The sequence below is a fragment of the Bacillus sp. 7705b genome (genome assembly GCF_002289525.1).
Taxonomy (GTDB): Bacteria; Bacillota; Bacilli; order Bacillales; family Bacillaceae; genus Bacillus; species Bacillus halotolerans.
This window is the reverse complement of the sequence record NZ_NSDH01000033.1, coordinates 225,076-249,065: the sequence shown is the minus strand read 5'-3', so window position 1 is coordinate 249,065 and position 23,990 is coordinate 225,076. Positions and strand designations below refer to the sequence as shown.

The following is a 23,990-nucleotide window of genomic DNA, read 5'->3' as shown; positions in this document are numbered from 1 at the left end:
TATCCGTTTTCAAACTTGAAGGTGTTTTTTATTTGTCTCATCTTATGGGGTCAGTCCCCTGACGCCAGCTTTTTTTTCTATAGGTTAGGGGCGATGGAATTCGACAGTGTTGTCGTTTCGATCGAACCAGCCTCTGAAGGCCCAGTTGATCCAGCCGCCGTCTCCTTTGTTTGTGAAGCTTCCGTCCTCAAATACCCAAATGCCGTACGTAATGCCGTCATAAACGGCCGAGCCGTAAAACTGCACACCATTTAAGTGATCTTCATATTCCTGGCTTAAGTTAAAAACCATGACGTTATATTTTTGGCCGGATGCGTAGAAGGAAGACTCCATGAGATTTTTCACAAAACCGTCCCGGTTCTGGGCTGATTTAATGGCATCTGAAATTTGGTTGGCAATCCCTAGCAAATCAAGGTTGACGTTTAAACCGACTTCTGCGGCAGCTGTTCCGGCTGTTGTTTTCTGTGAGATCTTCGGTGCGGGATTTTCCTCAGCAGAGGCAAGGGACAAAGGGGCAATTGTCAAAGCGGCGCCAAGTGCAAGAGTCATTGGGATACGAATACGTTTCAATTTGTTTCCTCCTCTATGTTTTTGTGGGCTACAGTATTCGCTTACCCTGCTCACTGTCTAAATAATCTTATAATTGATAAAATAGGAAAAAAATAGTACAAATGCGCATTGTTTACTATGAAATAAAAACGTCCGTATGAAAAAAGAAGCAATAAGAGGCTCTTAAGCGTATTATTGGTATCTGCTGAGAGGAATGTGAGATAATATAGACGCTTACATTTCAATGAAAGGGTGGATGTTCTAGTGGCAACAAGTTTAAAAGATACTGTAAAGCTACATAACGGAGTTGAAATGCCTTGGTTCGGTCTTGGTGTTTTTAAAGTAGAAAACGGAAGTGAAGCGACTGAATCGGTTAAAGCTGCGATTAAAAATGGCTACCGCAGCATTGATACAGCGGCTGTCTATAAAAATGAAGAAGGTGTAGGCATCGGCATTAAAGAATCCGGTGTTGCAAGAGAAGAGCTCTTCATTACATCAAAAGTATGGAATGAAGATCAGGGCTACGACACAACGCTTGCTGCCTTTGAAAAAAGCCTGGAAAGACTTCAGCTTGATTATTTAGACTTATATTTAATCCACTGGCCTGGCAAGGATAAGTATAAAGATACATGGCGCGCGCTTGAAAAGCTGTACAAAGACGGCAAAATCCGCGCGATTGGCGTCAGCAACTTCCAAGTTCATCATTTAGAAGAGCTTTTGAAAGATGCTGAAATCAAACCGATGGTGAACCAAGTTGAATTTCACCCTCGTTTGACGCAAAAAGAATTAAGAGACTACTGCAAAAAGCAAGGCATCCAGCTGGAAGCATGGTCTCCGCTTATGCAGGGCCAGCTGCTTGATAACGACGTGCTGACACAGATCGCTGAAAAATATAATAAATCTGTAGCACAGGTGATTTTGCGCTGGGACCTTCAGCATGAAGTTGTAACGATTCCAAAATCGATTAAAGAACACCGTATTATCGAAAACGCTGATATTTTTGATTTCGAATTGTCTCAAGAAGACATGGACAAGATTGATGCGTTAAATCAAGATGAACGTGTCGGTCCAAACCCCGATGAGCTTCTGTTTTAATCAAAAACTCCCCGTCTACACACGGGGAGTTTTTTTAGTGCGTTTTTTTCAGTTGAATCAAAAACAGCATCAGAAAGGAAATCACGATGATACAGATGACCCACGCCCATGCAAGTGCGTTGTTGCCGGAATCCAAAGCGACATAAATGGCTGTCGGCAGTGTTTGGGTAACACCCGGGATATTTCCGGCAAACATCAAGGTGGCGCCGAATTCACCGAGCGCCCGCGCCAGGCTGAGGATGCTTCCGGTCAGCAACGATGGATACGCCAGCGGAATGGAGATATGGATAAACACCCTCCATCTGCTTGCGCCGTCTACCATTGCCGCTCCCTCTATATCGGGGTCAATATCGGAAAATCCGGTTTTGGCCGATTGATACATAAGCGGAAAAGCCACGATAGCAGAAGCAATCACAGCGGCCCACCAGGTGAAAATCACGGGCTGATGAAAGATCCATTCGATTGTTTGTCCGATGAAGCTGTGCTTTCCAAACATGACGATCAAAATAAAACCGACAACGGTGGGCGGAAGAACGAGAGGAAGCATAAAAATCGTTTCGAGTATGGTTTTTCCGAAAAATGATGCTCGTGACATCCATGCCCCTGCCAAAGTTCCGAGAATGATCACCGCGATTCCGGCGAACGCCGCCACTTGAAAGGAAAGCATAACCGGCGTGAAAAATTCTGAAGTGCTGATGTTATTCAGCAGTAAAACCATATTTCTCAAACACTTTCATCGCTTCGTCAGTTTGCAGGTAATCGTAAAATTCCTTCGCTTCCTTATGGTGTTTCGTATCTTTTACAATTCCTAACGGGTAAACGATCGGGCTGTGTGTATCAGCTTTTGTCTCATCGACGATTTTGACTTTCTTAGAGATCAGCGCGTCTGTTTTATAAACGACACCTGCGTCTACATTGCCTGTTTCTACATATGAAAGAACCTGGCGAACGTCTTTTCCGTACACGATCTTATCTTTTACTTTGTCCCATAGAGACAGCTTTGTCAGTGATTCTTTTCCATATGCTCCTGCCGGCACGGATTCCGGGGTTCCAAGAGCGATTTTTTCTGAATCAGTCAGATTGTCGAAGCCTGTGACTGGTGAATCTCCATCCTTAGGCACAACGAGCACAATTTCATTTCCGACTAAATGAGTGCTGTCTTTTTTAGCGATATCCCCATCATCTACAAGCTTTTGGAATTTGTCCTCAGCGGCTGAGAAGAACAGATCCGCCCCGGCTCCTTGAGAAATTTGCTTTTGCAAGGCACCTGATGAGCCAAAGTTATCTTGGATCGTAATATTGTGATGGGTTTTCTCGTAGTTCTTTTGAATTTCCTCGAGTGCATCCTGGGCACTGGCAGCTGCTGAGACAGTTAAGGTCACTTTTTTCTCTTTGTCACTTGATGATTGGCTGGCAGAGCAGCCTGCTGCAAGCAGAAAAACAGTTAATGCTGCGGTCAGAATGGAATACTTCTTAAACATGATTGCACCCCTTATAATTAGTTATATCTAATTATAACTGATTATGTTTGGATTATGTGGGTTTTTTTACATTCTCCGAAAAGGTATAATGAAATAGGAGAGTGATGATGATGAATGAAACCTCTTCCTATACGATAGAAGAAGTTGCTGGTCTGCTGAAGGTATCAAAGCTGACCGTTTATGATTTGATTAAAAAAGGCATGATCCCTGCTTACCGTGTCGGAAGGCAGATGCGTGTCGATGAAGCAGATTTAAAGCAATATAAGGCGAACATGAGAATGTCTCAGCCTGTGTCTTCACCCGAAGAGCCGAGAAAGGCACAAGAGCCGATGCCGGAGGGCAGGCGGAATGTCGTCATCAGCGGACAGGATATATCGATGGATCTGCTCAGCAAGCATTTGGAAAATGCCATTCAAGAGACGCCGCTCCGCCAATACAAAGGCAGCTTAAACAGCCTCATTGACATGTACCAAGGCAAATGCGACATTGTCAGCCTGCATCTGTACGATGTGGAAACCGCTCAATATAATACGCCTTATGTGAAACGCATTCTGTCAGGCGAACCGTTTTGTCAGATGAATGTTGTCCTTCGCAAAGCCGGCTTATACGTTCAAAAAGGAAATCCGAAAAACATACAAGGCTGGGATGACCTGAAACGAACCGACATCCGCATCATCAACAGAGAAAAAGGATCGGGCGCAAGAGTGCTGCTTGACGAACAGCTTGGTCTGCTTGGTGTGACACCTTCAGACGTCAAGGGCTACAGTGACATTGTGACTGATCATTATGCTGTTGCCTCCCAAGTCTCGAGCGGACAGGCAGACGCGGGAATCGGGGCGCAGCACGCGGCACATATGGGAAGCGTTGATTTTATCCCGCTCATCGAGGAACAATACGACATTGTCATTTTGAAAAAACACCAGCAGCTGCTTGAAGCTGTAAAGAGCATCTTGAAATCGGAAGAATATAAGGCCAACCTGTCTCATCTTAATGGCTATCAAACGAAGCTGACAGGTAAAGTGATATACGAAACATGAAAAAAATCCCTCGTAGAGGGATTTTTTTATTGACCATAAAAACGCAGAAGGTCTCCATTTAACATTTTATCAGAAAGAGACAGCTCTTCATTTGCTTTTTCTTTATAGGGAGCGCAAGCATCTTGATTTTCTAGCACTTCTCCTGTTTTTTTGCTGTAGCATGTGTTTTTCGTATATACATAGTCGTTCGTGATAAAGCTGCCGTTTCTCAGCACGGCAAATGGCGTTCGGTTGTTTGACAGCAAATCATTGCCAAACTGAATATCACCTTTTGTATCAATTCCGAGCAGGTGCATCAGAGTCGGCCTGACGTCAACCTGTCCTCCGGCATCGGAGATTGTTTCCGGGTTTTGATCAGTGATTCCAGGAATATGAATGATAAACGGCACCCGCTGAAGCTGGACGGTGTCATATGGCGTAATTTCACTTTTTCCTAAAAACTCAGCCAGGGCTTTATTATGGGCTTCTGATATGCCGTAATGATCTCCCATAAAGACAATCATCGAGTTTTCGTATAAGCCTTCATCCTTGAGTTTTTTGATAAAATGCTTCAGTGCTTCATCCTCATAGCGAACCGTCGTCACATAGCGGTTTAACAGGTCGCTGCTTGAATCATATTCATCAATCAGCTGATCCTTTTCATCAATTTCAAACGGAAAATGGTTCGTCAATGTGATGAAATTGCTGTAGAACGGCTTCGGCAGGCTTTTCAGTTTAGCAGCTGACTGTTCCAGAAATTCCTTATCCTTTAATCCCCAGCTTGTTGAGGTTTCAGGAGTCACATGGAACTCATCGACATCAAAAAAGCGGTCAATCCCAAACGTTTCATACATCACATCTCTGTTCCAAAATGTTTTATGATTGGCGTGAAAGACGGCTGAATAATAATCATTCTGCTTGAGTGATTTGTACATCGTATGAAATTGATGGTCACTTTTCGTAAAAAAGACGGCGCCGCTTAGGGAAGGGTATAGAGAGTTAGCGACGATAAATTCCGAATCAGACGTTTTGCCTTGCTCTGTTTGCTGATAAAAATGATCAAAGGAATAGCTCTTTTTCATCAGGTCATTCATAAACGGGGTAATTTCTTTTCCGTTTACCTTTTCATTCAGAACAAAGCTTTGAGTCGATTCAAGCGTCACAAAAATCACATTCCGTCCCTTTGCCAGTCCGAACTTGCTTGGATCAGGCTTGCTGTAGTCAGCCTCAGTGTAGTTTTTGATTGTAGAGAGGCTGTCTTCATCGGCAAATGCCTTCGCACTCATATTGACAGTCTGAGAAATGGTATCGTAGATGTGGAACTGAAACAGGCCAATGCTTTTGACGAGCACTTCCCGGTCGAAGGAATGTGCCAATAGCTTCGGCTGTTCAATTTCTGCAAGTCCCAGCGTACATATAAGAATCCCGCAGGAAGCGGCATAGTACCGCTTGACCGTACGGGGGTTCGCTTTCGACTCGGGACTCTTCTCTTTTCTGGAGAGCAGCAGAAGAAAAGCCAAATCCGCAAACAGAGCGATGAACAAAGGATTGAACAGCTCTTTTACACTGCTGCCCATATCGCTCATGTTGCTGGCCTGAAACAAAACCGGGATGGTAATAAAATCGATATAAAAGCCGTAAAAAATCGTGTTGGAGATCAAAATGGCAGTCAGAACCAAATTGGCAATCAGCAAAAAGATGCGCTGCTTGCTGCCTTTTAAAAGCAGGCCAATCCCAAATAGAGGGAGTATGAAGCTAAGCGGATTGATCAGCAGAATCAGCTCCTGCAATAGAGAGTCGATCTGCAAATCAAAACCCAGTTTATAGATCACATAAGTTTTGATCCACATGAATAAGATGGATAAACTTAAAAAACGCTGATTGTGAAAAAAGGTTCCTTTCATCAATTTATAACTCCTCACGTTTTCTTGAACATCTGCCATGAAGATGCTTCTTATGTAAAACCTACTAAAAACAGTCTTCTTAGACAAGCTTCAGCACTCGTGTTTAAAACATACGCCCATGGAACAGCATATAAAAATAATAGCATGACGCTATTGTCAGACCGGCCAACACAAGCTGTTCGGAAAAACTGCCTGTCTTCATATACAACGGCAGCCGTATGCGAATGGTTGAAGGGAATAACAATTTGATGCCATTCACTGTCCAGGCATCCAGAACCAAGTGGCTTGCCATTCCGATCATCAGCCCTGCTGATATGTTTTTATCTGGAATATATGTGGCTGTGATAAAAAACATGATGAGCAGAAACAGCAGGCTGTGTGTAAAGGTGCGGTGGCCAAATACGGAACTGACAATTTTCGATAAGATAGGAAATCTTCTTCCGATTTTACTTTGCGTGTGGCAGATGTCGGGAATTAATGCGCCAACCGCGCCGGACGCCGCCATGAGTACTGGGTCAAATCCATAATAATAAGCCGCTGCGGTACAAGAAGCGATGCCTCCCATGATGTGTGTTTTTCCTGTCATTTCCCCGCTTCTCCTTTATCTTTTGCAAAAATCTCTGAATTACAAATATATCAAGAGAATGTATGTTTGAGCAACAGAACTTTGGCCGATAAAAAAATGAGCCGCATAATTTCCTGAGAAAAAGGCATCTTAAAGATGTACCTATTTTCTAAAAGAGGTGATACGAATGGCTTTCTTTAATAAAGATAAAGGTAAACGTTCTGAAAAAGAAAAAAACGTAATCCAAGGAGCTCTTGAAGATGCCGGTTCAGCTCTTAAAGATGATCCGCTTCAAGAAGCTGTACAAAAAAAGAAAAATAATCGCTAACCGCATGCGGATAGGGCTTGGCTCTATCCGCATTTTCCATCTGTTCCCTTTGACAGATCATTCTTTCTTTGATAACCTTCTGGGAGTAACTGAATAAATAAATCCTCACTCGTTCTCAGTGAGGTAGAGGTTGCGCGGATGATGAGTCACACATGCCAGGCTGACAGGAGCTGTTAAACATGTGTAAAAGGCATCAGCGCCGAAGTGTGGAGAAAGCCGATCCTTCTCTATGCTGGGACTGTATCTGAATAAGTGCAGGACTGCCGCGTGCTTTTTCGCGGAGGGCTATCCGGAGATCAAGGGTGTGTGTTTCTTTAAGCATGGACTTTTGTTCAGGCTTTTTTTGTGTTTACATGATCTCGGGTTCTGGTCCGTACAAAGAATCATTGGAGGTACTGGAATGGAACAGACAAAAAAATGGGGTTTTTGGTTATTAACGGCGTTTGTCGTTGGAAATATGGTTGGATCGGGGATTTTCTCCCTGCCAAGTTCGCTTGCTTCGATTGCAAGTCCGCTTGGCGCTACGTCCGCCTGGCTTTTGACAGGTGCGGGCGTGTTGATGATTGCGCTTGTCTTCGGGCACTTGTCTATTCGCAAGCCTGAGCTGACAGCGGGGCCGCAAAGTTATGCGAGAGCGCTGTTTTCTGATCCAAAAAAAGGGAACGCTGCCGGATTCACAATGGTGTGGGGCTACTGGGTGGCCAGCTGGATCAGTAACGTGGCGATTATCACAAGTCTAGCCGGTTACTTGACTTCGTTTTTCCCAATTTTAGTTGATAAACGTGTACTGTTTGCTGTCGGCAGCCAAGAGGTAACACTCGGCCAATTGCTGACGTTTGCTGTATGTACGATTTTGCTCTGGGGAACGCACACGATTCTTGTTGCAAGCATTAACGGTGCTAGTAAATTAAACTTTATCACAACGTTTTCAAAAGTATTAGGTTTTGTTTTCTTTATCATTGCCGGATTGTTTGTGTTTCAAACGACATTATTCGATCATTTTTATTTTCCGATTCAAGGTGAGAACGGCACAAGCATTGGCATCGGCGGACAGGTTCACAACGCCGCCATTTCTACTCTATGGGCGTTTGTGGGAATTGAATCAGCAGTGATCTTGTCTGGACGCGCGCGTACTCAGCGTGATGTGAAACGTGCGACCATCACAGGTTTGTTGATCGCGTTAAGCATTTACATTATTGTCACATTGATCACAATGGGGGTTCTGCCGCACGATAAGCTTGTCGGATCTGAAAAACCGTTCGTTGATGTGCTGTATGCGATTGTTGGAAACGCAGGAAGCGTGATTATGGCGCTACTGGCGATTCTTTGCTTATTCGGAACGATGCTCGGCTGGATTTTGCTTGGCTCTGAGGTTCCGTACCAAGCTGCTAAAGCAGGAGATTTTCCGGCGGTCTTTGCGAAAACAAATAAAAAAGGAAGCCCGGTTATTTCTTTGATCATTACAAATGTGATGTCACAGGTCTTCATATTCTCTGTTATTTCCCGGACAATAAGTGACGCATTTACGTTTTTAACGACAGCGGCAACCCTTGCGTATTTAATTCCGTATTTAGTGTCTGCGATTTACAGCCTGAAGCTTGTTATAAAAGGCGAAACGTATGATCAGCTGAAAGGTTCCCGGGTAAAAGACGGATTGATCGCGATTTTAGCGTGTGTATACTCATTGTTTGTTATCGTAACAGGCACAGCGGATTTAACGACATTTATTCTCGGTATCGGTTTGTTCTTTGTCGGTCTGGCAATTTATCCGTTTGTGATAAAGAAATTCTCTAAAGAAAAACAAGCATAAAAAAAGACACCTGACAATGCAGTCAGGTGTCTTTTTTATAAAAACGTATTTCTCCTGTTATAAGTCCCATACACAAAATAGCGGACAGGAACGCTGTCAGTGATAGGACATTCGAATATGCAAAAAACGCTTTTTCCGTTTCTTCAGAAAATGAAACAAAGCCAGCACTTAAATAAAAACGAGAAGCACATGAGAAAAAGGCTTTCCGATATAAAGACCGTTGAAAAAACTTACGGCGATGATGATGCAGCTTAATATGAATTGAGAAAGAAAATATGCGATGTGGTTCAATATGAGTTGCTCCGTCCTGTCGGATTCTTTGCAATATAGAAAAGAGCCGCAGATCAGTGCGGCTCTTTGTTTATTTTGTTAAGCTTTTCGTGATAAACTTCAGCTGTCCTTCTAGTGAAATCGGGTCTGAGAAATAGAAGCCGATCGGGTCAATTTTATAGACATGATCATTTTTGACAGCATCGAGGTTTTTCCAAATGGAACTGTCAAATACGCCGCCATCGTCTCCGCCTGATTGCCATGGACCCGCGAAAATGTAATCTCCGGCGAAGTCAGGGAGCTTTTCTAAAGAAATGCTGGTATACCCTGGGCCTTGGTCAATCGCTTTTTCCTTTGTCAGCTTTGTGGCCTGTAAACCAAGATCTTTGTAGACGATGCTTCCGCCTCTTCCGAAATCTTTACCGAATACATAAATGTCTTTGCCGTTTGTTTGCATAATAGAAACTGTTTTGTCACCAATGACTTTTTGAATTTTTGTTTTGGCTGCCGCGACTTTTTTGTCCCACTCGGCAAGCCACTTCTCCGCTTTATCTTCCGTTCCTGTCATTTTTGCGAATTCTTTAAACTGTTCGATGTTATCGAGTTTATCGTATTTCACCGCAACAGTCGGCGCGATTTTTTCGAGCTTTTTAATATCGGCGCCTTGTGTAGTCCAAACGATGATCAGGTCAGGCTTTAAATCAATCACTTTTTCAACAGAAGTGCCGTCTCCGATATTTGTGACACCATCGGTTTTACCTTTGTAGTAAGGGTTTTTAAATACATTTTCAGGTGCACCGACGACGTTGATGCCCAGTGTTTTGAAGTCTCCGTAGTAGCCGTCAGCCATGACAACCACCCGTTTAGGATGTTTGGGAATTTTTACATTTCCGTTTTCAGCCTTGTATGTAACGGTTTCTTCGTCTTTTGAATCAGAGGAAGAGCCTTTGCTTTCTGAGTGATTTCCGCAGGCTGCCAGCGCTGCAATCAATAAAAGAGCAAAAAAAGCGGCACCAAGCTTCTTGTATGTATGGGTCATATCTCATACCTTCTTTCCAAATAAATAGATGATAAAGAGAATCATTATCACCTGTGATTATATCATCACAAGTGCCAGTTGACACGATATTTTTGCATTCATATTCTCATTTTTATCAAAACGCTCTATTAAATCAGCAGAAAAAAGTGATATACTGAAACAGCAATTGATAATCATTATCATTATCGAAAGGAAGTACGGCTGTTGAGTCACATGAAAAATAAACAGATGATATCAGATGAAGAAATTCAATGGACATCCCGGTCGTTTGGTGCGGTCATTGTGCTTGTTGCGGGGGTATGTTTATTATGCTTCGGCGCGATGCTGTCCATTTCTCTCGGTGCTGCGGATATCCATTTACGGACTGTGTGGGACGCCATCTTTCATTTCCAGCCAAATGAAACCTCACACCAAATTATACACGATCTTCGGCTGCCAAGAACGGCTGCTGCCGCGCTTGTCGGCGCATTGTTAGCCGTGTCTGGGGCGATCATGCAGGGCATGACGAGAAACCCATTGGCGGAGCCTTCTATTATGGGGATAACATCGGGCTCTGCTTTTGCTATTTCGATTGCGTTTGCTTTTTTTCCAGGACTTTCTGCCTTCGGGCTTGTGCTGTGGTCCTTTGCGGGCGCCGGACTGGGGGCATCGACGGTATTGGGCATCGGCATGTTTTCCAGGGGCGGTCTCACGCCTGTAAAGCTTGCTCTTGCCGGAACGGCCGTCAGTTATTTCTTTACGGGCATTTCAACCGCAATTGCGCTCCGTTTTGATGTAGCACAGGATGTCAGCTTTTGGTACGCAGGCGGGGTAGCGGGTGTGAAATGGTCAGGCGTTCAGCTGCTGGTTATTGCAGGAGCTGTCGGTTTGACGTTTGCGTTTATCATTGCCCGGTCTGTGACGGTGTTAAGCCTCGGTGACGATCTGGCGAAGGGGCTTGGGCAATATACATCAGCGGTGAAACTGGTTGGCATGCTTGTCGTTGTGGTGTTGACGGGAGCTGCTGTTTCCATTGCCGGCACTATCGCGTTTATCGGACTGATTATTCCTCATATCACAAGGTTTTTGGTAGGGGTTGATTATCGGTGGATTATTCCTTGCTCGGCGGTGCTTGGCGCTGTTTTGCTTGTTTTTGCTGACATTGCGGCCAGACTCGTGAACGCGCCGTTTGAAACGCCTGTCGGCGCGCTGACCTCTCTCATCGGTGTTCCCTTTTTCTTTTATTTGGCACGTCGTGAAAGGAGAGGGCTGTAATGAAAACGAAAAAACCTCTTGTTGTGATAGCAGTGACTTTTCTGCTGATCATGTTTGTCTTTTTTATCAGTCTGAATCTGGGTGTCATTAAAATTGCCCCATTGCAAACGCTCAAGGTCTTTTTCGGCCAAGGAACGGCGCGGGATGAGCTTGTCTTATTTGAGTTCAGGCTGCCGCGAATAATGTTGTCGCTGCTTGTCGGGGCGGGTATTGCTGTTGCCGGAGCCATTTTGCAAAGCGTGTCTCAAAATGATTTGGCTGAACCGGGTATTCTCGGGATTAACGCCGGGGGTTCGCTTGCTGTTGTGCTCTTTATTTACTTTTTTCAAGGGTCAGCATCAGATCTCGGCTTTTTAGGGACGTTTATGCTGCCGTTCAGCGCTCTGGCAGGCGCGTTCCTCGCCGCGTTTCTCATTTATCTTCTGGCTTGGAAAAAAGGTGTGACTCCGATTCGGCTGATCCTAGTCGGAATCGGTGTAAATGCCGGATTTAATGCCCTTTTGCTTATTTTTCAGCTCAAAATGGACCCGCATGACTTTATGCAGGCTGCAGTTTGGATATCAGGCTCGATATGGGGGGCCAATTGGAACATGATCTGGGCGGTACTCCCCTGGATTGTGATTTTGCTTCCTTTTACTTTATATAAAGCACGCTATCTGAACATTTTACAGCTGGGAGACCAATTAGCGACCGGACTTGGCACTGCTGTTGAAAAGGAAAGACGGATTCTCCTTCTGGCAGCGGTCGCTCTTGCCGCATCCTGTGTGGCAGCTGCAGGAGGCATCGCGTTCCTCGGATTAATCGCACCGCATGTGGCAAGGAGGCTTACCGGTCCCCGCCACCAGACGCTTATACCGGTTTCCGCCTTTATCGGCGCGTTTCTGTTTCTTCTGGCTGATACGCTGGCGAGAAATGTATTGGCACCGTCAGAAATTCCGGTCGGACTTGTCATCTCCGTTTTAGGTGCGCCTTACTTTATTTATTTATTGATGAAATCGAATTGAGGAGGGGACCGAACTTGAATTCATTATCAACGGAACAGCTTGGGATCGGTTATGGCGACAGGCTGATTGTAGAAGATTTAAATATATCCATTCCTAAAGGAAAAATAACAACCTTAATTGGGCCGAATGGCTGCGGAAAGTCAACGATATTAAAAACGATGTCCAGAATTATGCGCTCACATCAAGGTGCCGTTTACTTAAACGGCAATGCGATTCATAAAATGTCTACTAAGGACATTGCGAAGGATATGGCCATTCTGCCGCAGACGCCTGAGGCTCCGAGCGGTTTAACGGTGTACGAATTGGTGTCGTACGGCAGATTTCCGCATCAATCAGGCTTCGGCAGATTAAATGATGAAGACCGCCGCATCATCAAATGGGCACTCGAAGAAACCGGCATGGCGGAATACCATGAGCGTCCGATTGAGGCATTGTCAGGCGGACAGCGTCAGCGCGTGTGGATTGCGATGGCGCTTGCACAAGGGACAGAGCTGCTTTTGCTTGACGAGCCTACAACATATCTCGATCTCGCACATCAGCTCGAAATCCTGCAGCTGCTTGACAGACTGAACAAGGAGCAAGGACGGACGATTTTAATGGTGATTCATGATCTGAATCACGCGGCCCGTTTTTCCCATTATATGATTGCGCTCAAAAAAGGCACGGTCATCAAGGAAGGGACCGCACTGGAGGTCATGACGCCGGATATTTTGAAGCGGGTATTCCAGATTGATGCCGAAATCGTCACTGATCCTCGTACAAATAAACCAGTATGCTTAACCTACGACCTGATTAAAACTGAAAAACAGCTTGTTTCTGTGTAAGAAAAATCCCGGTATGACGCCGGGATTTTTTTATTTTTAACCACAAAAATATAATTTTTCTTGCTAATTCCAGATTTTGAAGAAAAAGATTGAAAGTCTATTTGAATTAATAGATAATATTGGTTAGAATGTTTCGGAAATATTACGAAGATTACAGAAAGAGGAGATCATTGTGTCCAAGAAGAAAAAATGGCTTATTGCCGGTTCGATATGTGCCGGTGTGCTCGTACTGGCGGGGATCGGTGCCGGCGGTTTTTACTTTTTTACTCACATGAACCAAGTTGCCGTATCATCGGAGCCTTATGCTGAATCGGTCGCAGTGTATATGGGCGGTGAATCTGAATCTGCCCAATCGTTTTCGGGAAAAGTTGAGCCAGAGAAACAGCAAAAAGTATACATAGATTCAGAGAAAGGAAGCATTAAAAAAACGTACGTCAAAGAAGGCGATAAGGTTAAAAAAGGCGATAAGCTTTTCGAGTACGAGGGCGAGGATCATTCTGACGAAATTGAGCAAAGCAATTTACAAACCGAAATGACAAACCTTCAAATCAGCCGCTTGCAAAAATCAATAGCAGAAACTGAGAAGAAGCTAAAGACAGCCGGAAAAGACGAGAAAGCACAGCTTCAAGACGAGCTTGACCAGGCCAATTTTGATTTAAAGACAAGCCAGCTTGAACTGAAGCAGCACCAAAAAGAACTGGCTGCACTTACGAAAAACAAAGGTTCAAATGTGATCACAAGCAAGCATGACGGTATCGTTCAAAGCGTCAATCAGGATATTGCGGACGGCGCAACGGGTGATCAGGCAGCAGGCCCGTATATCCAAATCGTTTCAACGGGCAAATACCTTGTGAAAAGCCAAATCAACGAGCTGTTAATGGACACGATTAAAAAAGGCAGCAAAGTCAGAGTTACGCTGAAAACAGGCGGTGAAGGCGAGTGGAAAGGCAAGATTACTTCAATCGGCAAGCTTCCTGCTGGAACAGGCGAGGGGGAAGAGTCAGAAAGTTATGCTGAAGAGGAAATGAATCCCCAATCCTCTAACTATCCTTTCACTGTTTTATTGGACAGCCATAAGGGCCTTGAAGTCGGCTATCATGTCAATATTGAAGTCATGAGTGACGAAGCAGATGCGAATACCATTAAGCTGCCGTCCGACATGATTATCCAGGATGATGGCGAACCATACGTTTGGAAGACGGATGAGGAGCAGAAAGCGGTTAAACAGCCTGTTGAAATCGGGGAGACAGACGAAAGTGACATGGTCGAAATCAAAAGCGGCCTGACGCCGGAAGATTATGTGATCTATCCTGATCCCGCGGTCAAGGAAGGAAAGCAGGTTACAGTCAATGCTGACACTGAATAATATTTCTAAATCGTACAAGCTGGGCAAAGAAGAGGTGCCGATCTTAAAGCATATTAATCTCACCGTCAAAGCTGGTGAATTTCTGGCCATTATGGGGCCGTCCGGTTCAGGGAAGTCTACGTTAATGAATATTATAGGCTGTTTGGACAGGCCGACCTCCGGAACCTATATGCTGGACCAGATGGATGTATTAAAAGGGAAAGACGGTGCTTTGGCTGACATTCGCAACGAATCGATCGGGTTTGTGTTTCAAACCTTTCATTTGCTGCCGCGCCTTACCGCACTGCAAAATGTCGAGCTGCCGATGATTTACAATAAGGTAAAGAAAAAAGAAAGAAGGCAAAGAGCCTATGAAGCTCTTGAAAAGGTTGGTTTGAAAGATAGGATCTCTTACAAGCCGCCAAAGCTGTCCGGCGGACAAAAGCAGCGGGTGGCGATTGCCAGAGCCCTTGTCAATCAGCCTCGGTTTATTCTGGCAGATGAACCGACCGGGGCGCTTGATACAAAATCAAGTGAACAAATTTTGTCGCTGTTTTCACAATTGCATCAGGAAGGCACAACGATCATTATGATTACCCATGACCCGGACGTCGCCAGAAAAGCCGACAGAACCGTGTTTATCAGAGACGGAGAATTAGTGTTAGACGAGAGAGGGATTAGCCATGCTTGAACATATTCGGATCTCCTTTCAATCTATTTTTTCACATAAGCTGAGGTCGATTCTTACGATGCTTGGTGTCATTATCGGTATAGCGGCGATCATTGCGATCGTCTCTATGCTGAAAGGCCAAAGCGAGCAATTAAAGCAAAGCATGATCGGCATGGGAAATAACGCGATTAATGTTGTGTACCAGCCAACAGGCGGGGAGGAGGAAGGCGGTTACCAGGAGGTTTCTTATACGTCCGCACCCCCTGTATCTGAAGAAACCATTAAGGCAATAAAATCAGACCCGGTTGTAAAAGGATTATCTTTATATTACTTGTCCGAAGGCGCCACCGTTTTTCACTTAACGAACGTTTCTTATCCTCAAGTGTACGGAGTGGATGCTGATTATTTCGATATGTTCCCGATCAGCATCACTGAGGGGAGAAAGCTGGCGGAAAAAGAATTAAACAGCACACACCAAGTGGTTATGATCAATGAGGCCGCAAGAGATGAGCTGTTTCCTGACGGTGACGCTCTGCACAAAAACATTGAGATGAATGGTGTGCCGTTCCGGGTTGCCGGTGTTTTTCATGAAAAGAAACAGGAAGAAAGCATGTTTGATGGCGAATATGCGAATCCGGTTTTATATGTGCCGAAAAAAGTGTGGCCGCTTATTGAAGGATTTGACGCGCCGACACAGATTGCGGTGCAGGCAGACTCTTCTGAGCATATCCAAGAAGCCGGTGTAATGGCCGCGGACCTTCTAAATCAAGGACTTTCAGATGCTGATTTGGAAAAAGCGGAGTACAGCGTGATGGATCTTCAGGAGGTCGCTCAGGAAGTGGAGTCATTTAACCAGTCATTTGCTCTGCTGCTTGGCGGAATTGCAAGCATCTCACTTTTGGTCGGAGGCATCGGTGTCATGAACATTATGCTTGTTTCAGTGACGGAGCGAACGCGGGAAATCGGAATTAAGAAGGCGCTCGGTGCCAAGCGGCGCGTGATTTTATTTCAATTTTTAACAGAGGCCGTCGTGCTGACAAGTATTGGCGGAATTCTCGGTGTGCTGGCGGGCTTTGGCATCGCTAAACTTATCACGGTGATCTTTCCGATGCCTTTTATCATCTCCGTTCCGGCAGTTATCGGAGCACTCATTTTCTCAATGGCAGTCGGCATTATTTTCGGCTTGCTGCCGTCCATTAAGGCATCGAAGCTTCAGCCTGTTGACGCACTTCGATATGAATAAAAAGAACGCATCCAATCGGATGGCGTTCTTTTTTTAGCTGGGCAGTGCTGAATTGCATTTATCCAAAATAAGAAAAACGGCTGCGAGGATCATTTCTTCTGTGGTTGACAGCCAAATGTTATGAATCATTTGATCTGCCGTATAAGCGGTCATCCATAAAAACAGCAGCTGGACGGTGCCGGCCATAAGGATAAAAGCTCGTTTTCCAGTCTTAAAAAACGTAAAACTATGTATCATCAGCCGTTCAAAAGGTTCAAAGCATAGTCCGAGCACAAGAAATAACACAGCAAAAAGCAGGACATGAGCAGCTGATCGGTAGCTCGTTCCCGCCAAAGAAAAGACACAGAGAATGATTGTAAAATAGCAAAATAACACAGCCGCCGCTGCCAGCACATACTGTACGGCCTGCCGTAATAAATACTTTTGATGTATCACTGGTTCAGCTCCTTATCAGCGCTTGCAGAGAGAGAACGAGCGCTCTCTGCAAGCTGCCAGTTTTTTATTTACTGCTTTTCTTTTTCACAACCGGATGCTTTTCTTTTGAAAGGACATCCGTAAACTCTTTGCCTAAGTCAAGGTGTTCTTGGACGAAGGTTTCAGGAAGCATTGCGAGCCATTGGTTTAAAGACACATCGGCATAATGGTCATCTTTAAAGATTTCTAAAAAGACGAGCGGTTCATCGCCGAGGTTTTCTACGTAGTGGCCCATCGCAAATGGAACATAACCGACATCACCGGCTTGATAGTTAAAGGTTCTCGCATGGCCGTCAGCAGCAAAAACAGTCATTCTCGCTTTACCGGAGATGTAATATTGCCATTCATGCGTATTCGGATGCCAGTGAAGCTCTCTCATGGCGCCTGGTTCCACGGTTACAAGCGCAGATGCAATGGTTTTAGACACTGTAAAGTTTGTCGAATCCGCAATGTACACCTTTCCTCCTTCTGATGCAATCGGCTCCTGTTCAAGAAGGCGGTACGTAAACGGATAAGGCACTTCGCCGTACGGCCCTTCCACAATGTCATCTTTTAAACAGCCGGGCACAGGTTTTTCAAATATATATTTTTCTTTGCCTGGCAAATTGGCGATTTCTTCTTCTGTTACGCCAAAATTAGCGGCAATCACTTCTTTAGGGGTGTGGGCAAGCCAGTCTGTCAGCTGGAACGTGCTGTTTTCAGAGAATGACCCGTCGTCAAACACGAGCAGGAACTCTGCCCCTTCTTCAAGCGCTTGAATCGAGTGCGGCAGGCCTGACGGGAAGTACCATAAATCTCCTTCGCCTACATCATCAATAAAGCTGCGGCCCTTTTCATCCACAATCGTGACGCGTGCTTTCCCGTAGATCATATAAGCCCACTCTGCTTCCTTATGCCAATGAAGCTCTCGAATGGCGCCTGGCTTCAGCCGCATATTAACAGAAGCCAGGTTTTCTGAAATCGGCAGCTCACGTACGGTAACTTCACGGGCGTACCCGCCTTTTTCCAAACGGTTATGAGTATCTGAGAAAGAAAACTTCATATTTTCAACGGTGCCATGATCGGTTTCCGGCGGTACGAGCATATCGGGATTCTGCCGGTCCCTTTCAATATTACGCGGGATTTTCACTGTCGCTCCCTTATCTCCTCTGATTGGCTGCGGAATATCGTTTTGTTTTTTCATTTTCCTGTCTCCTCCTTAAAAATAATTGTGGCGCAGAAAGAGAATGTGAAAGGCCTTTCGTTTTCCCTTCTGTCTTGTTAAGTGAAAAAAACCGATGAAAAGTCAACTTCGATACAAAATTAATGTTTCGCTTTCTGATCTTTCAGCTCTGTCATCAGTTCAATGAGCTGATCGAATTTTTTCTCGAAACGGGTCAGCAGGTACATCGCGATCAGTGCCGGGAACCCGAGATTGCTGATCTGCTTGACGACTTCCTCTATAAAAACCTGATCCATGAAAAACACCTCCCTCCTTTTTGTGCAGTCATGTAAGTAAGTGAAGGGAATCCAAGAAATCGTAAACCATGACTGGAAGGTTTGCTTCAGCAAACGCTAGTCTGAAAGTAGTAGTTTACTTTTTTTTGCTTTCCTTCATTTAATTTAGTAGGGAGGCGGTTTGATGGACTATCAAGGTCTGTTGCGATCGAAATGTAAGGAGATTATGAAGCATCCCATCGTGAAACATTTTTTGAGCAACCCTCAGCATTACCGTTTGTTCAAAAATGTAATGGAAAACCCGAATGAAAAGGATGCAAAATCGTTGGACGAGCAATTCAAGCAATTTTATAAGGAGATTCGCATCGTCAAGTATATGAATTCAATGATTCGGATTTTTTCCATCGATTTTGATAAGCGGGTTCGCAAAAATCAAAAACGGTATCCGCTGACGGTTGATCATCCGGAAGCAGGAGAACGACTTCCTGCCGAAGCGGAAAGTGACGCGTTTGAGGAATTTTTAGACCTGCAGGATGATTTGAGCCAGCATGTCCAGGATTATCAGCTTTATCAAGCGATTCAGAATCTGACTGACAAACAAAAAAGCGTGCTGACAAAAGTCTATCTTCACGGTGCCACGATGCAGGAAATCGCTGATTCATTAGGTGAGTCCCGGCAAAATATCTCTAATATTCATAAAAAGGGATTAGAAAATATTAGAAAGCAGCTAGCGGCGCAAAAAAAGGGGGAAAAGTAAACTGTGAGCGGCCAGTTTGAACATAATAGGAATAAAGATGAAATGTACGACATTGAGCATCTGATTGCATGCTTTTCACCGATGATCAGAAAAAAACTCAGCAATACGTCCTATCAAGAGAGAGAAGATTTGGAGCAGGAGCTGAAAATCAAAATGTTTGAAAAGGCTGATATGCTTCTGTGTCAGGATGTTCCGGGATTTTGGGAGTTTATTCTGTATATGGTAGACGAGAACTCATAACGATACCTCATTCTAAGAAAAACGGGAACATTTTGCAGGTTCCCGTTTCCTGCTGTTCACCCCCGTCAAGAGCCCTCCTATTCAAAAATGTACCAAAAAGAAACGATATAATGATAAGATGAAAAAAAACAGTGACAGAAAGGAACATAAAAGTGGAAAATGCGTCAATTTTAATCGTAGACGATGAGAAAGCGATTGTGGATATGATCAAACGCGTTCTCGAAAAAGAAGGTTATCGACATATACTGGATGCGGCAAGTGCAGAGGAAGCCATTCCGGTTGTCAAGACAAATAAGGTTGATTTAATCGTATTGGATGTCATGATGGGCGGAATGACCGGTTTTGAGGCGTGCACATTAATCAGGGAGTATTCAGACGCCCCGATTTTTTTCCTGACGGCGAGATCATCGGACGCTGACAAATTATCGGGTTTTGCGGTCGGAGCTGATGATTATATTACAAAACCATTTAATCCGCTGGAATTAGCCGCGCGGATCAGAGCGCATTTAAAGCGTACGTATCAGTCGAATGCAGCTGAATCAAACAAAACCTATACATATGATTACTTTACATTTTCTCCGCAAAATGCCGAGCTGATTGTGGGCGGGGAAACTGTAGCCTGTTCGGCTCAGCTTTTGCAGCTGCTTCAGTATTTTTGCGAACATCCCAATGTGGTGCTTTCTAAAGATCAAATTTATGAAAAAGTATGGGGCTATCCTTCGTATGGAGATAACAATACCGTCATGGTTCATATCCGTAAGCTCCGGGAAAAAATTGAGCGTGACCCGAGCAATCCGGAATATATCGTAACCGTTCGCGGTCTCGGATACCGTTTTATCCCGAGTCCAGAAGGAAACGGAAAGCGCCCATGAGGTTAAGGTGGAAGTTTCTGTTTCACTTTTTCGGGCAGATGCTGATTGTTATCCTTCTTCTTTCGATCATGCTTGTGGCTTCCTTTTTCTATTTAGACGCGCGATTCAGCGATGCGGAATCCAATTCAGGGCTGACAAAGGCAACGACTGACACGCTTGAGGCGTATCTCGATGTAAACGAAGACGGGTCATGGGAAGTGGACGATTTTCTGAAGAAATCTGTTGATAAACAGCACGGCTGGATGCAAATCATTGATTCTAATGGAAAAACGGATTATTCCTACAGCGTGCCGAAAGACGTGCCCGGCACCTACACCAAGAAGGAGCTTTTGTCTATTTATAAAAGCAAGAAGCTTGATAACTATAAGCTGAATTATTGGGCAATCAATATTGAAGACAAGTCGTACCTCCTCTTGTTCGGCTGGAAATCAAAGAGCGAACAGCTGCTGACTTCCATTGAAAGCCGTGAACCCTCCATCGACTCTTTGTCACAATATAAGTCCAGTACAATTGACTATATTAAGCGTGAAAAAGGAGCCGTGTATCTGTTAGACAGAAACGGGAACATACTCGACAGCATTAACAGCAAGAAAAGCGAAAGAAAAACGATGAACCAGCTGGAGCTTCTCAAATACAGCTCTAAACCATGGAACTATAAACGGGAGATTTCTGTTAAATTCCTCGATCAAAACAGGTGGATGGTCGCTTCGGTGCCAAACCCTGTCTATATTACTGACCAGGAGTTTAATAAATCGTTTCTGAGGGTTGTCCTGAAAGCGATGTTTCTGATTATGGGCGTTCTGATTCTTTATATATTCTGGATGACTGCCTGGTATATGTTCAGATTCGGCTTGCCGATTTTTCATACAATCAAATGGCTGGTCAATCTATCAAAAGGGAAGCTTGAAGAACCGAAAAACCGTAAAGGGCGCCCTGTCAGTAAAAACAAAAAGGGAAAAATCAAACAGCCGTACCGCTTCTTCGGTGAGATATTTGAATCTATGGATCAGCTGACTGAAACGCTGAGACGGGATAAGACAAACAGAGAAAAAATCCAGGCGACACGGGAAGAATGGATCGCCGGTTTGTCTCATGATTTAAAAACGCCCCTCAGCAGCATTTACGGCTACAGCATGATGCTTGAATCGAAGCAATACGACTGGTCTCCTGATGAAGTGAAGGAAATGGGACAGGTTGTCAGAGAGAAATCGGAATACATGTCAAAGCTGATCGAGGACTTAAATTTAACGTATCGTCTGAAAAATGACGCTCTGCCGATGGAGAGAAAGCTCACGAGCCTCATTCCGTTTTTTAAAAATGTCATTGAGGACTTCAAGAAAAACCCGTTTTCTGAAGGGTATGATATTTCGTTTGTATCAAGAGAAGAGCATATTGAATTTGCGCTGGATGAAGCCTGGTTCAGACGCATTCTGGAAAATCTGCTTGGAAATGCTGTGAAGCACAACGGTAAAGGAACAGCGATTCAGGTAATTCTTGAACAGACAAAAAATCATATTTCATTGAAGGTCAAAGACAATGGGAAAGGAATGGATGAGGAAACGATCACCCATTTATTTAACCGTTATTACAGAGGAACCAATACGAAAGATCCGGCTGCCGGGACGGGGCTTGGACTGGCGATTGCCAAAGAGCTGGTGCATTTGCATAACGGAACGATTCACGTCAACAGCAGGATCAATATTGGCTCCGTCATTACCATCCTTTTCAAAAAAGAATAAGGCGTGTGGTTTGGACACCTCTTTGCCGGGAATAACAATATATAGACTGAAGCTAAAGAGGTGTTACACATGGATGCAGTATTAGAAGCAGACACTAGGGCAGTAATCGGTGAAGGTCCGTTATGGGATGAAGAAAACGGCCGTCTATACTGGGTTGATATTTTAGGAAGCGAGCTCCACATTTTCGATCCTAAAGAAAAAATCAATCGTTCGGTCAAATTTACATCCTTTGTGACGGCGCTTGCGAAGTATTCAAAGGATGAGCTGATCATGACGATGAAAGACGGTTTTTACCTGTATCATTTTCATGATGACAGTCTTGAAAAAATCAAACAGCCCAAGGATATGCATGAGAGCCTTCGGTTTAACGACGCCAAATGTGATCCGTACGGAAGGCTTTGGGCAGGAACGACGAGCATGGAAGGCGAACAAAAACAAGCCTCGCTTTACCGTTTGGACACAGATGGCAGCCTTGTCAAAATGAAAGATCAAGTCTCAACCTCGAACGGTTTGGATTGGGATCGCGAACGCAGCCTGATGTACTACATTGACACGCCGACGCAGGAGATTGTGTGCTATCAATACGATCCCGAAAGCGGAAACGTCTCAAACCCAGAAACCGTCTATCGTTTTGAAAAATCGGATGGACTGCCGGATGGCATGACAATTGATCAAAACGGCATGCTGTGGGTGGCGCTGTTTGGCGGGAGCCGTGTGGTTCACATTGATCCTTTTCAGAAAAAAGAAATTGATTCAATAAGTGTTCCGGCCAAATATGTCACGTGCTGTGCGTTCGGCGGCCAGGACATGAGAACCCTTTACATCACAACAGCTACTGAACAAATGACAGAAACAGAAAGATATGAACAGCCTCATGCGGGCGGATTGTTTTCAGCCCAACTTGAAACGGGCGGATACCAGCCGGTTCCATTCGCTGGGGAGTTATAAAAAAAACGCATCCGAAAACGGATGCGTTTTTGTATTTAAAGTGAACGGATAATTCCGCCTTCCACACGCTGTGCCGTGCCGTTAATGGCAGATGCAGCGTCAGATGCGAGGAATACAATTGTGCTCGCGACTTCTTCGGCTGTTGCGTATCTTTGAATGAGTGAAGTCGGCTCATTCACTTTGAAATAGTCTTTCACAAATGTATCTGTATCCTGGCCGGCTGCCTTTGCGGCGCCCTCCATATAGGAAGCAACGCCTTCTGTCCAAGTAGGTCCCGGGAGCACTGAATTAACCGTAACCTTTGTGCCCTTCGTCATTTCAGCCATTCCTCTGGACAGGCTGATCAGCGCTGTTTTGGTCATTGAATAAGGAATCATAGTCGGAAGCGGTTTGACGCCTGCTTCACTTGCGATATTCAAGATGCGGCCGCTGTTTTTGACAAGCATCTTTGGAAGGAAGTGACGGCTTGTCCGAACAGCGCTCATCACGTTTACTTCAAAATATTGATTCCATTCTTCATCCGTTACCTCGGCGAAATCCTTCACTTCAAAGAAACCGAGATTGTTGACAAGAACATCTATATCACCGATCTGCTTCACTTTTTCAAGAAAAGCTGCTGCTTCATCCGGTTTTGATAAGTCAGCGGCTGCTCCATGCACCGTTCCATATGAAGAAAGCTCTTCAACCGTGCGATCGACTGTCTCTTGTTTTCGGCCATTGACTATAACGGCTGCCCCTTCTTGCAAAAAGCTTTTCGCTGCGGCTTTCCCGATGCCGGAAGTTGAGCCTGTGATTAAGACAAGCTTGTCTTTAAGCTGTAAGTCCATAAGAATCATTCCTTTTTTATTGATCATGCTACTTAGTATACAAGATGAAATTTAGTGTTTACGAGAATTTTGCTTCCATACATGCAGCGGCGGAAAAGTCATTCATACTGCATATACAAGCCTGTCAGCCATATAGTATAATAACTCCGAAAAAGGATACGAATGTCAAACAGGTGCCGGTACGTGAAAATAGCCGGCTTAATAGGGAAACCGGTAAAAGCCGGTGCGGTCCCGCCACTGTAATTGGCCTTTGCGCCAAAAGCCAGGATACCTGCCTGTTTGATAAACACGAAGTCTGC

General features: G+C 44.6%; 25 protein-coding genes and 2 riboswitches. Of the genes, 15 read left to right on the top strand and 10 right to left on the bottom strand.

The window, feature by feature from the left end; all coding sequences use genetic code 11:
- Nucleotides 1–84 precede the first annotated feature (84 nt).
- Nucleotides 85–570 carry a stress response protein YvgO gene (gene yvgO / locus CJU60_RS13875; protein WP_024122833.1) on the bottom strand — a complete coding sequence of 162 codons (486 nt, stop codon included), beginning with the start codon at nucleotides 568–570 and terminating at the stop codon, nucleotides 85–87.
- 243 nt (nucleotides 571–813) lie between these two features.
- On the opposite strand from yvgO, the gene pgoN reads away from it, so the two are divergent.
- Entirely contained in the window at nucleotides 814–1,644 is an 831-nt protein-coding gene (gene pgoN / locus CJU60_RS13870; protein ID WP_095714057.1) for a glyoxal/methylglyoxal reductase, read from the top strand.
- Nucleotides 1,645–1,678: 34 nt separating this feature from the next.
- On the opposite strand, the gene modB is transcribed toward pgoN, so the two are convergent.
- Together modB and modA are read right to left on the bottom strand one after the other, a co-directional pair.
- A complete protein-coding gene (gene modB / locus CJU60_RS13865; RefSeq protein ID WP_141243786.1) occupies nucleotides 1,679–2,371 on the bottom strand; it encodes a molybdate ABC transporter permease subunit in 693 nt (230 codons plus the stop codon).
- On the bottom strand, nucleotides 2,343–3,125 hold the full coding sequence (gene modA, locus CJU60_RS13860) for a molybdate ABC transporter substrate-binding protein (protein ID WP_095714055.1): 783 nt from the start codon (nucleotides 3,123–3,125) through the stop codon (nucleotides 2,343–2,345). The genes modB and modA overlap by 29 nt, the downstream gene beginning before the upstream one ends.
- 110 nt (nucleotides 3,126–3,235) lie before the next feature.
- On the opposite strand from modA, the gene CJU60_RS13855 reads away from it, so the two are divergent.
- Nucleotides 3,236–4,162, top strand: a complete 927-nt coding sequence (locus tag CJU60_RS13855; protein WP_095714066.1) for a substrate-binding domain-containing protein — start codon at nucleotides 3,236–3,238, stop codon at nucleotides 4,160–4,162.
- A 26-nt stretch (nucleotides 4,163–4,188) separates the two neighbouring features.
- On the opposite strand, the gene CJU60_RS13850 is transcribed toward CJU60_RS13855, so the two are convergent.
- Together CJU60_RS13850 and CJU60_RS13845 are read right to left on the bottom strand one after the other, a co-directional pair.
- On the bottom strand, nucleotides 4,189–6,045 hold the full coding sequence (locus CJU60_RS13850) for an LTA synthase family protein (RefSeq protein WP_095714054.1): 1,857 nt from the start codon (nucleotides 6,043–6,045) through the stop codon (nucleotides 4,189–4,191).
- Nucleotides 6,046–6,148: 103 nt separating this feature from the next.
- Nucleotides 6,149–6,631, bottom strand: coding sequence for a metal-dependent hydrolase (locus tag CJU60_RS13845; RefSeq protein WP_024122827.1), 483 nt, complete (start codon nucleotides 6,629–6,631; stop codon nucleotides 6,149–6,151).
- 166 nt (nucleotides 6,632–6,797) lie between these two features.
- On the opposite strand from CJU60_RS13845, the gene sspJ reads away from it, so the two are divergent.
- Complete coding sequence (sspJ, locus tag CJU60_RS13840) at nucleotides 6,798–6,938, top strand: small acid-soluble spore protein SspJ (protein ID WP_010331863.1); 141 nt, start codon at nucleotides 6,798–6,800, stop codon at nucleotides 6,936–6,938.
- A gap of 116 nt (nucleotides 6,939–7,054) precedes the next feature.
- Nucleotides 7,055–7,234: riboswitch (Lysine riboswitch) on the top strand.
- 104 nt (nucleotides 7,235–7,338) lie between these two features.
- Nucleotides 7,339–8,748: an amino acid permease gene (locus tag CJU60_RS13835; protein ID WP_024122826.1), complete on the top strand. Its 1,410-nt coding sequence runs from the start codon at nucleotides 7,339–7,341 to the stop codon at nucleotides 8,746–8,748.
- A 361-nt stretch (nucleotides 8,749–9,109) separates the two neighbouring features.
- Here CJU60_RS13835 and CJU60_RS13825 read toward each other — a convergent pair whose 3' ends face one another.
- Nucleotides 9,110–10,057, bottom strand: a complete 948-nt coding sequence (locus tag CJU60_RS13825) for an iron-hydroxamate ABC transporter substrate-binding protein (RefSeq protein WP_024122824.1) — start codon at nucleotides 10,055–10,057, stop codon at nucleotides 9,110–9,112.
- Nucleotides 10,058–10,270: 213 nt separating this feature from the next.
- Between CJU60_RS13825 and CJU60_RS13820 the strand changes: the two genes are divergently transcribed.
- The 6 genes from CJU60_RS13820 to CJU60_RS13795 all read left to right on the top strand — a co-directional run bounded on the left by CJU60_RS13820 (nucleotide 10,271) and on the right by CJU60_RS13795 (nucleotide 16,397).
- Nucleotides 10,271–11,311 carry a FecCD family ABC transporter permease gene (locus CJU60_RS13820; RefSeq protein ID WP_369810958.1) on the top strand — a complete coding sequence of 347 codons (1,041 nt, stop codon included), beginning with the start codon at nucleotides 10,271–10,273 and terminating at the stop codon, nucleotides 11,309–11,311.
- On the top strand, nucleotides 11,311–12,315 hold the full coding sequence (locus tag CJU60_RS13815; protein ID WP_024122822.1) for a FecCD family ABC transporter permease: 1,005 nt from the start codon (nucleotides 11,311–11,313) through the stop codon (nucleotides 12,313–12,315). Before CJU60_RS13820 ends, CJU60_RS13815 begins: the two co-directional genes overlap by 1 nt.
- Nucleotides 12,316–12,329: 14 nt before the next feature.
- Nucleotides 12,330–13,139 (top strand): ABC transporter ATP-binding protein, encoded by an 810-nt coding sequence (locus tag CJU60_RS13810; RefSeq protein ID WP_024122821.1) that lies wholly within the window; start codon nucleotides 12,330–12,332, stop codon nucleotides 13,137–13,139.
- A gap of 172 nt (nucleotides 13,140–13,311) precedes the next feature.
- Nucleotides 13,312–14,505 (top strand): efflux RND transporter periplasmic adaptor subunit, encoded by a 1,194-nt coding sequence (locus CJU60_RS13805; protein ID WP_024122820.1) that lies wholly within the window; start codon nucleotides 13,312–13,314, stop codon nucleotides 14,503–14,505.
- Nucleotides 14,489–15,175, top strand: coding sequence for an ABC transporter ATP-binding protein (locus CJU60_RS13800; RefSeq protein ID WP_024122819.1), 687 nt, complete (start codon nucleotides 14,489–14,491; stop codon nucleotides 15,173–15,175). Before CJU60_RS13805 ends, CJU60_RS13800 begins: the two co-directional genes overlap by 17 nt.
- Entirely contained in the window at nucleotides 15,168–16,397 is a 1,230-nt protein-coding gene (locus CJU60_RS13795) for an ABC transporter permease (protein WP_095714053.1), read from the top strand. Before CJU60_RS13800 ends, CJU60_RS13795 begins: the two co-directional genes overlap by 8 nt.
- Before the next feature lie 33 nt (nucleotides 16,398–16,430).
- Here the strand turns inward: CJU60_RS13795 and CJU60_RS13790 are convergent, their stop codons facing one another.
- From CJU60_RS13790 to CJU60_RS13780, 3 genes are all read right to left on the bottom strand, one after another.
- On the bottom strand, nucleotides 16,431–16,832 hold the full coding sequence (locus tag CJU60_RS13790; protein WP_024122817.1) for a YrvL family regulatory protein: 402 nt from the start codon (nucleotides 16,830–16,832) through the stop codon (nucleotides 16,431–16,433).
- A gap of 64 nt (nucleotides 16,833–16,896) precedes the next feature.
- Nucleotides 16,897–18,054, bottom strand: coding sequence for an oxalate decarboxylase (gene oxdC / locus CJU60_RS13785; RefSeq protein ID WP_010331853.1), 1,158 nt, complete (start codon nucleotides 18,052–18,054; stop codon nucleotides 16,897–16,899).
- Nucleotides 18,055–18,173: 119 nt separating this feature from the next.
- The gene (locus tag CJU60_RS13780) at nucleotides 18,174–18,329 is read right to left on the bottom strand and encodes a YvrJ family protein (protein WP_024122815.1); all 156 of its coding nucleotides are present in this window, start codon (nucleotides 18,327–18,329) and stop codon (nucleotides 18,174–18,176) included.
- Between the two features lie 205 nt (nucleotides 18,330–18,534).
- Here CJU60_RS13780 and sigO point away from each other — a divergent pair, with 205 nt between their 5' ends.
- From sigO to CJU60_RS13755, 5 genes are all read left to right on the top strand, one after another.
- A complete protein-coding gene (sigO, locus tag CJU60_RS13775) occupies nucleotides 18,535–19,065 on the top strand; it encodes an RNA polymerase sigma factor SigO (protein WP_095714065.1) in 531 nt (176 codons plus the stop codon).
- A 3-nt stretch (nucleotides 19,066–19,068) separates the two neighbouring features.
- On the top strand, nucleotides 19,069–19,305 hold the full coding sequence (gene rsoA / locus CJU60_RS13770) for a sigma-O factor regulator RsoA (protein ID WP_024122813.1): 237 nt from the start codon (nucleotides 19,069–19,071) through the stop codon (nucleotides 19,303–19,305).
- Between the two features lie 152 nt (nucleotides 19,306–19,457).
- Entirely contained in the window at nucleotides 19,458–20,177 is a 720-nt protein-coding gene (gene yvrH, locus CJU60_RS13765) for a two-component system response regulator YvrH (protein WP_024122812.1), read from the top strand.
- Entirely contained in the window at nucleotides 20,174–21,916 is a 1,743-nt protein-coding gene (gene yvrG / locus CJU60_RS13760) for a two-component system sensor histidine kinase YvrG (RefSeq protein ID WP_095714052.1), read from the top strand. Before yvrH ends, yvrG begins: the two co-directional genes overlap by 4 nt.
- A gap of 69 nt (nucleotides 21,917–21,985) precedes the next feature.
- On the top strand, nucleotides 21,986–22,864 hold the full coding sequence (locus tag CJU60_RS13755; RefSeq protein WP_095714051.1) for an SMP-30/gluconolactonase/LRE family protein: 879 nt from the start codon (nucleotides 21,986–21,988) through the stop codon (nucleotides 22,862–22,864).
- A gap of 35 nt (nucleotides 22,865–22,899) precedes the next feature.
- On the opposite strand, the gene CJU60_RS13750 is transcribed toward CJU60_RS13755, so the two are convergent.
- A complete protein-coding gene (locus tag CJU60_RS13750) occupies nucleotides 22,900–23,691 on the bottom strand; it encodes an SDR family NAD(P)-dependent oxidoreductase (protein WP_095714050.1) in 792 nt (263 codons plus the stop codon).
- 154 nt (nucleotides 23,692–23,845) lie between these two features.
- Nucleotides 23,846–23,984, top strand: a riboswitch (cobalamin riboswitch).
- Nucleotides 23,985–23,990 lie beyond the last annotated feature (6 nt).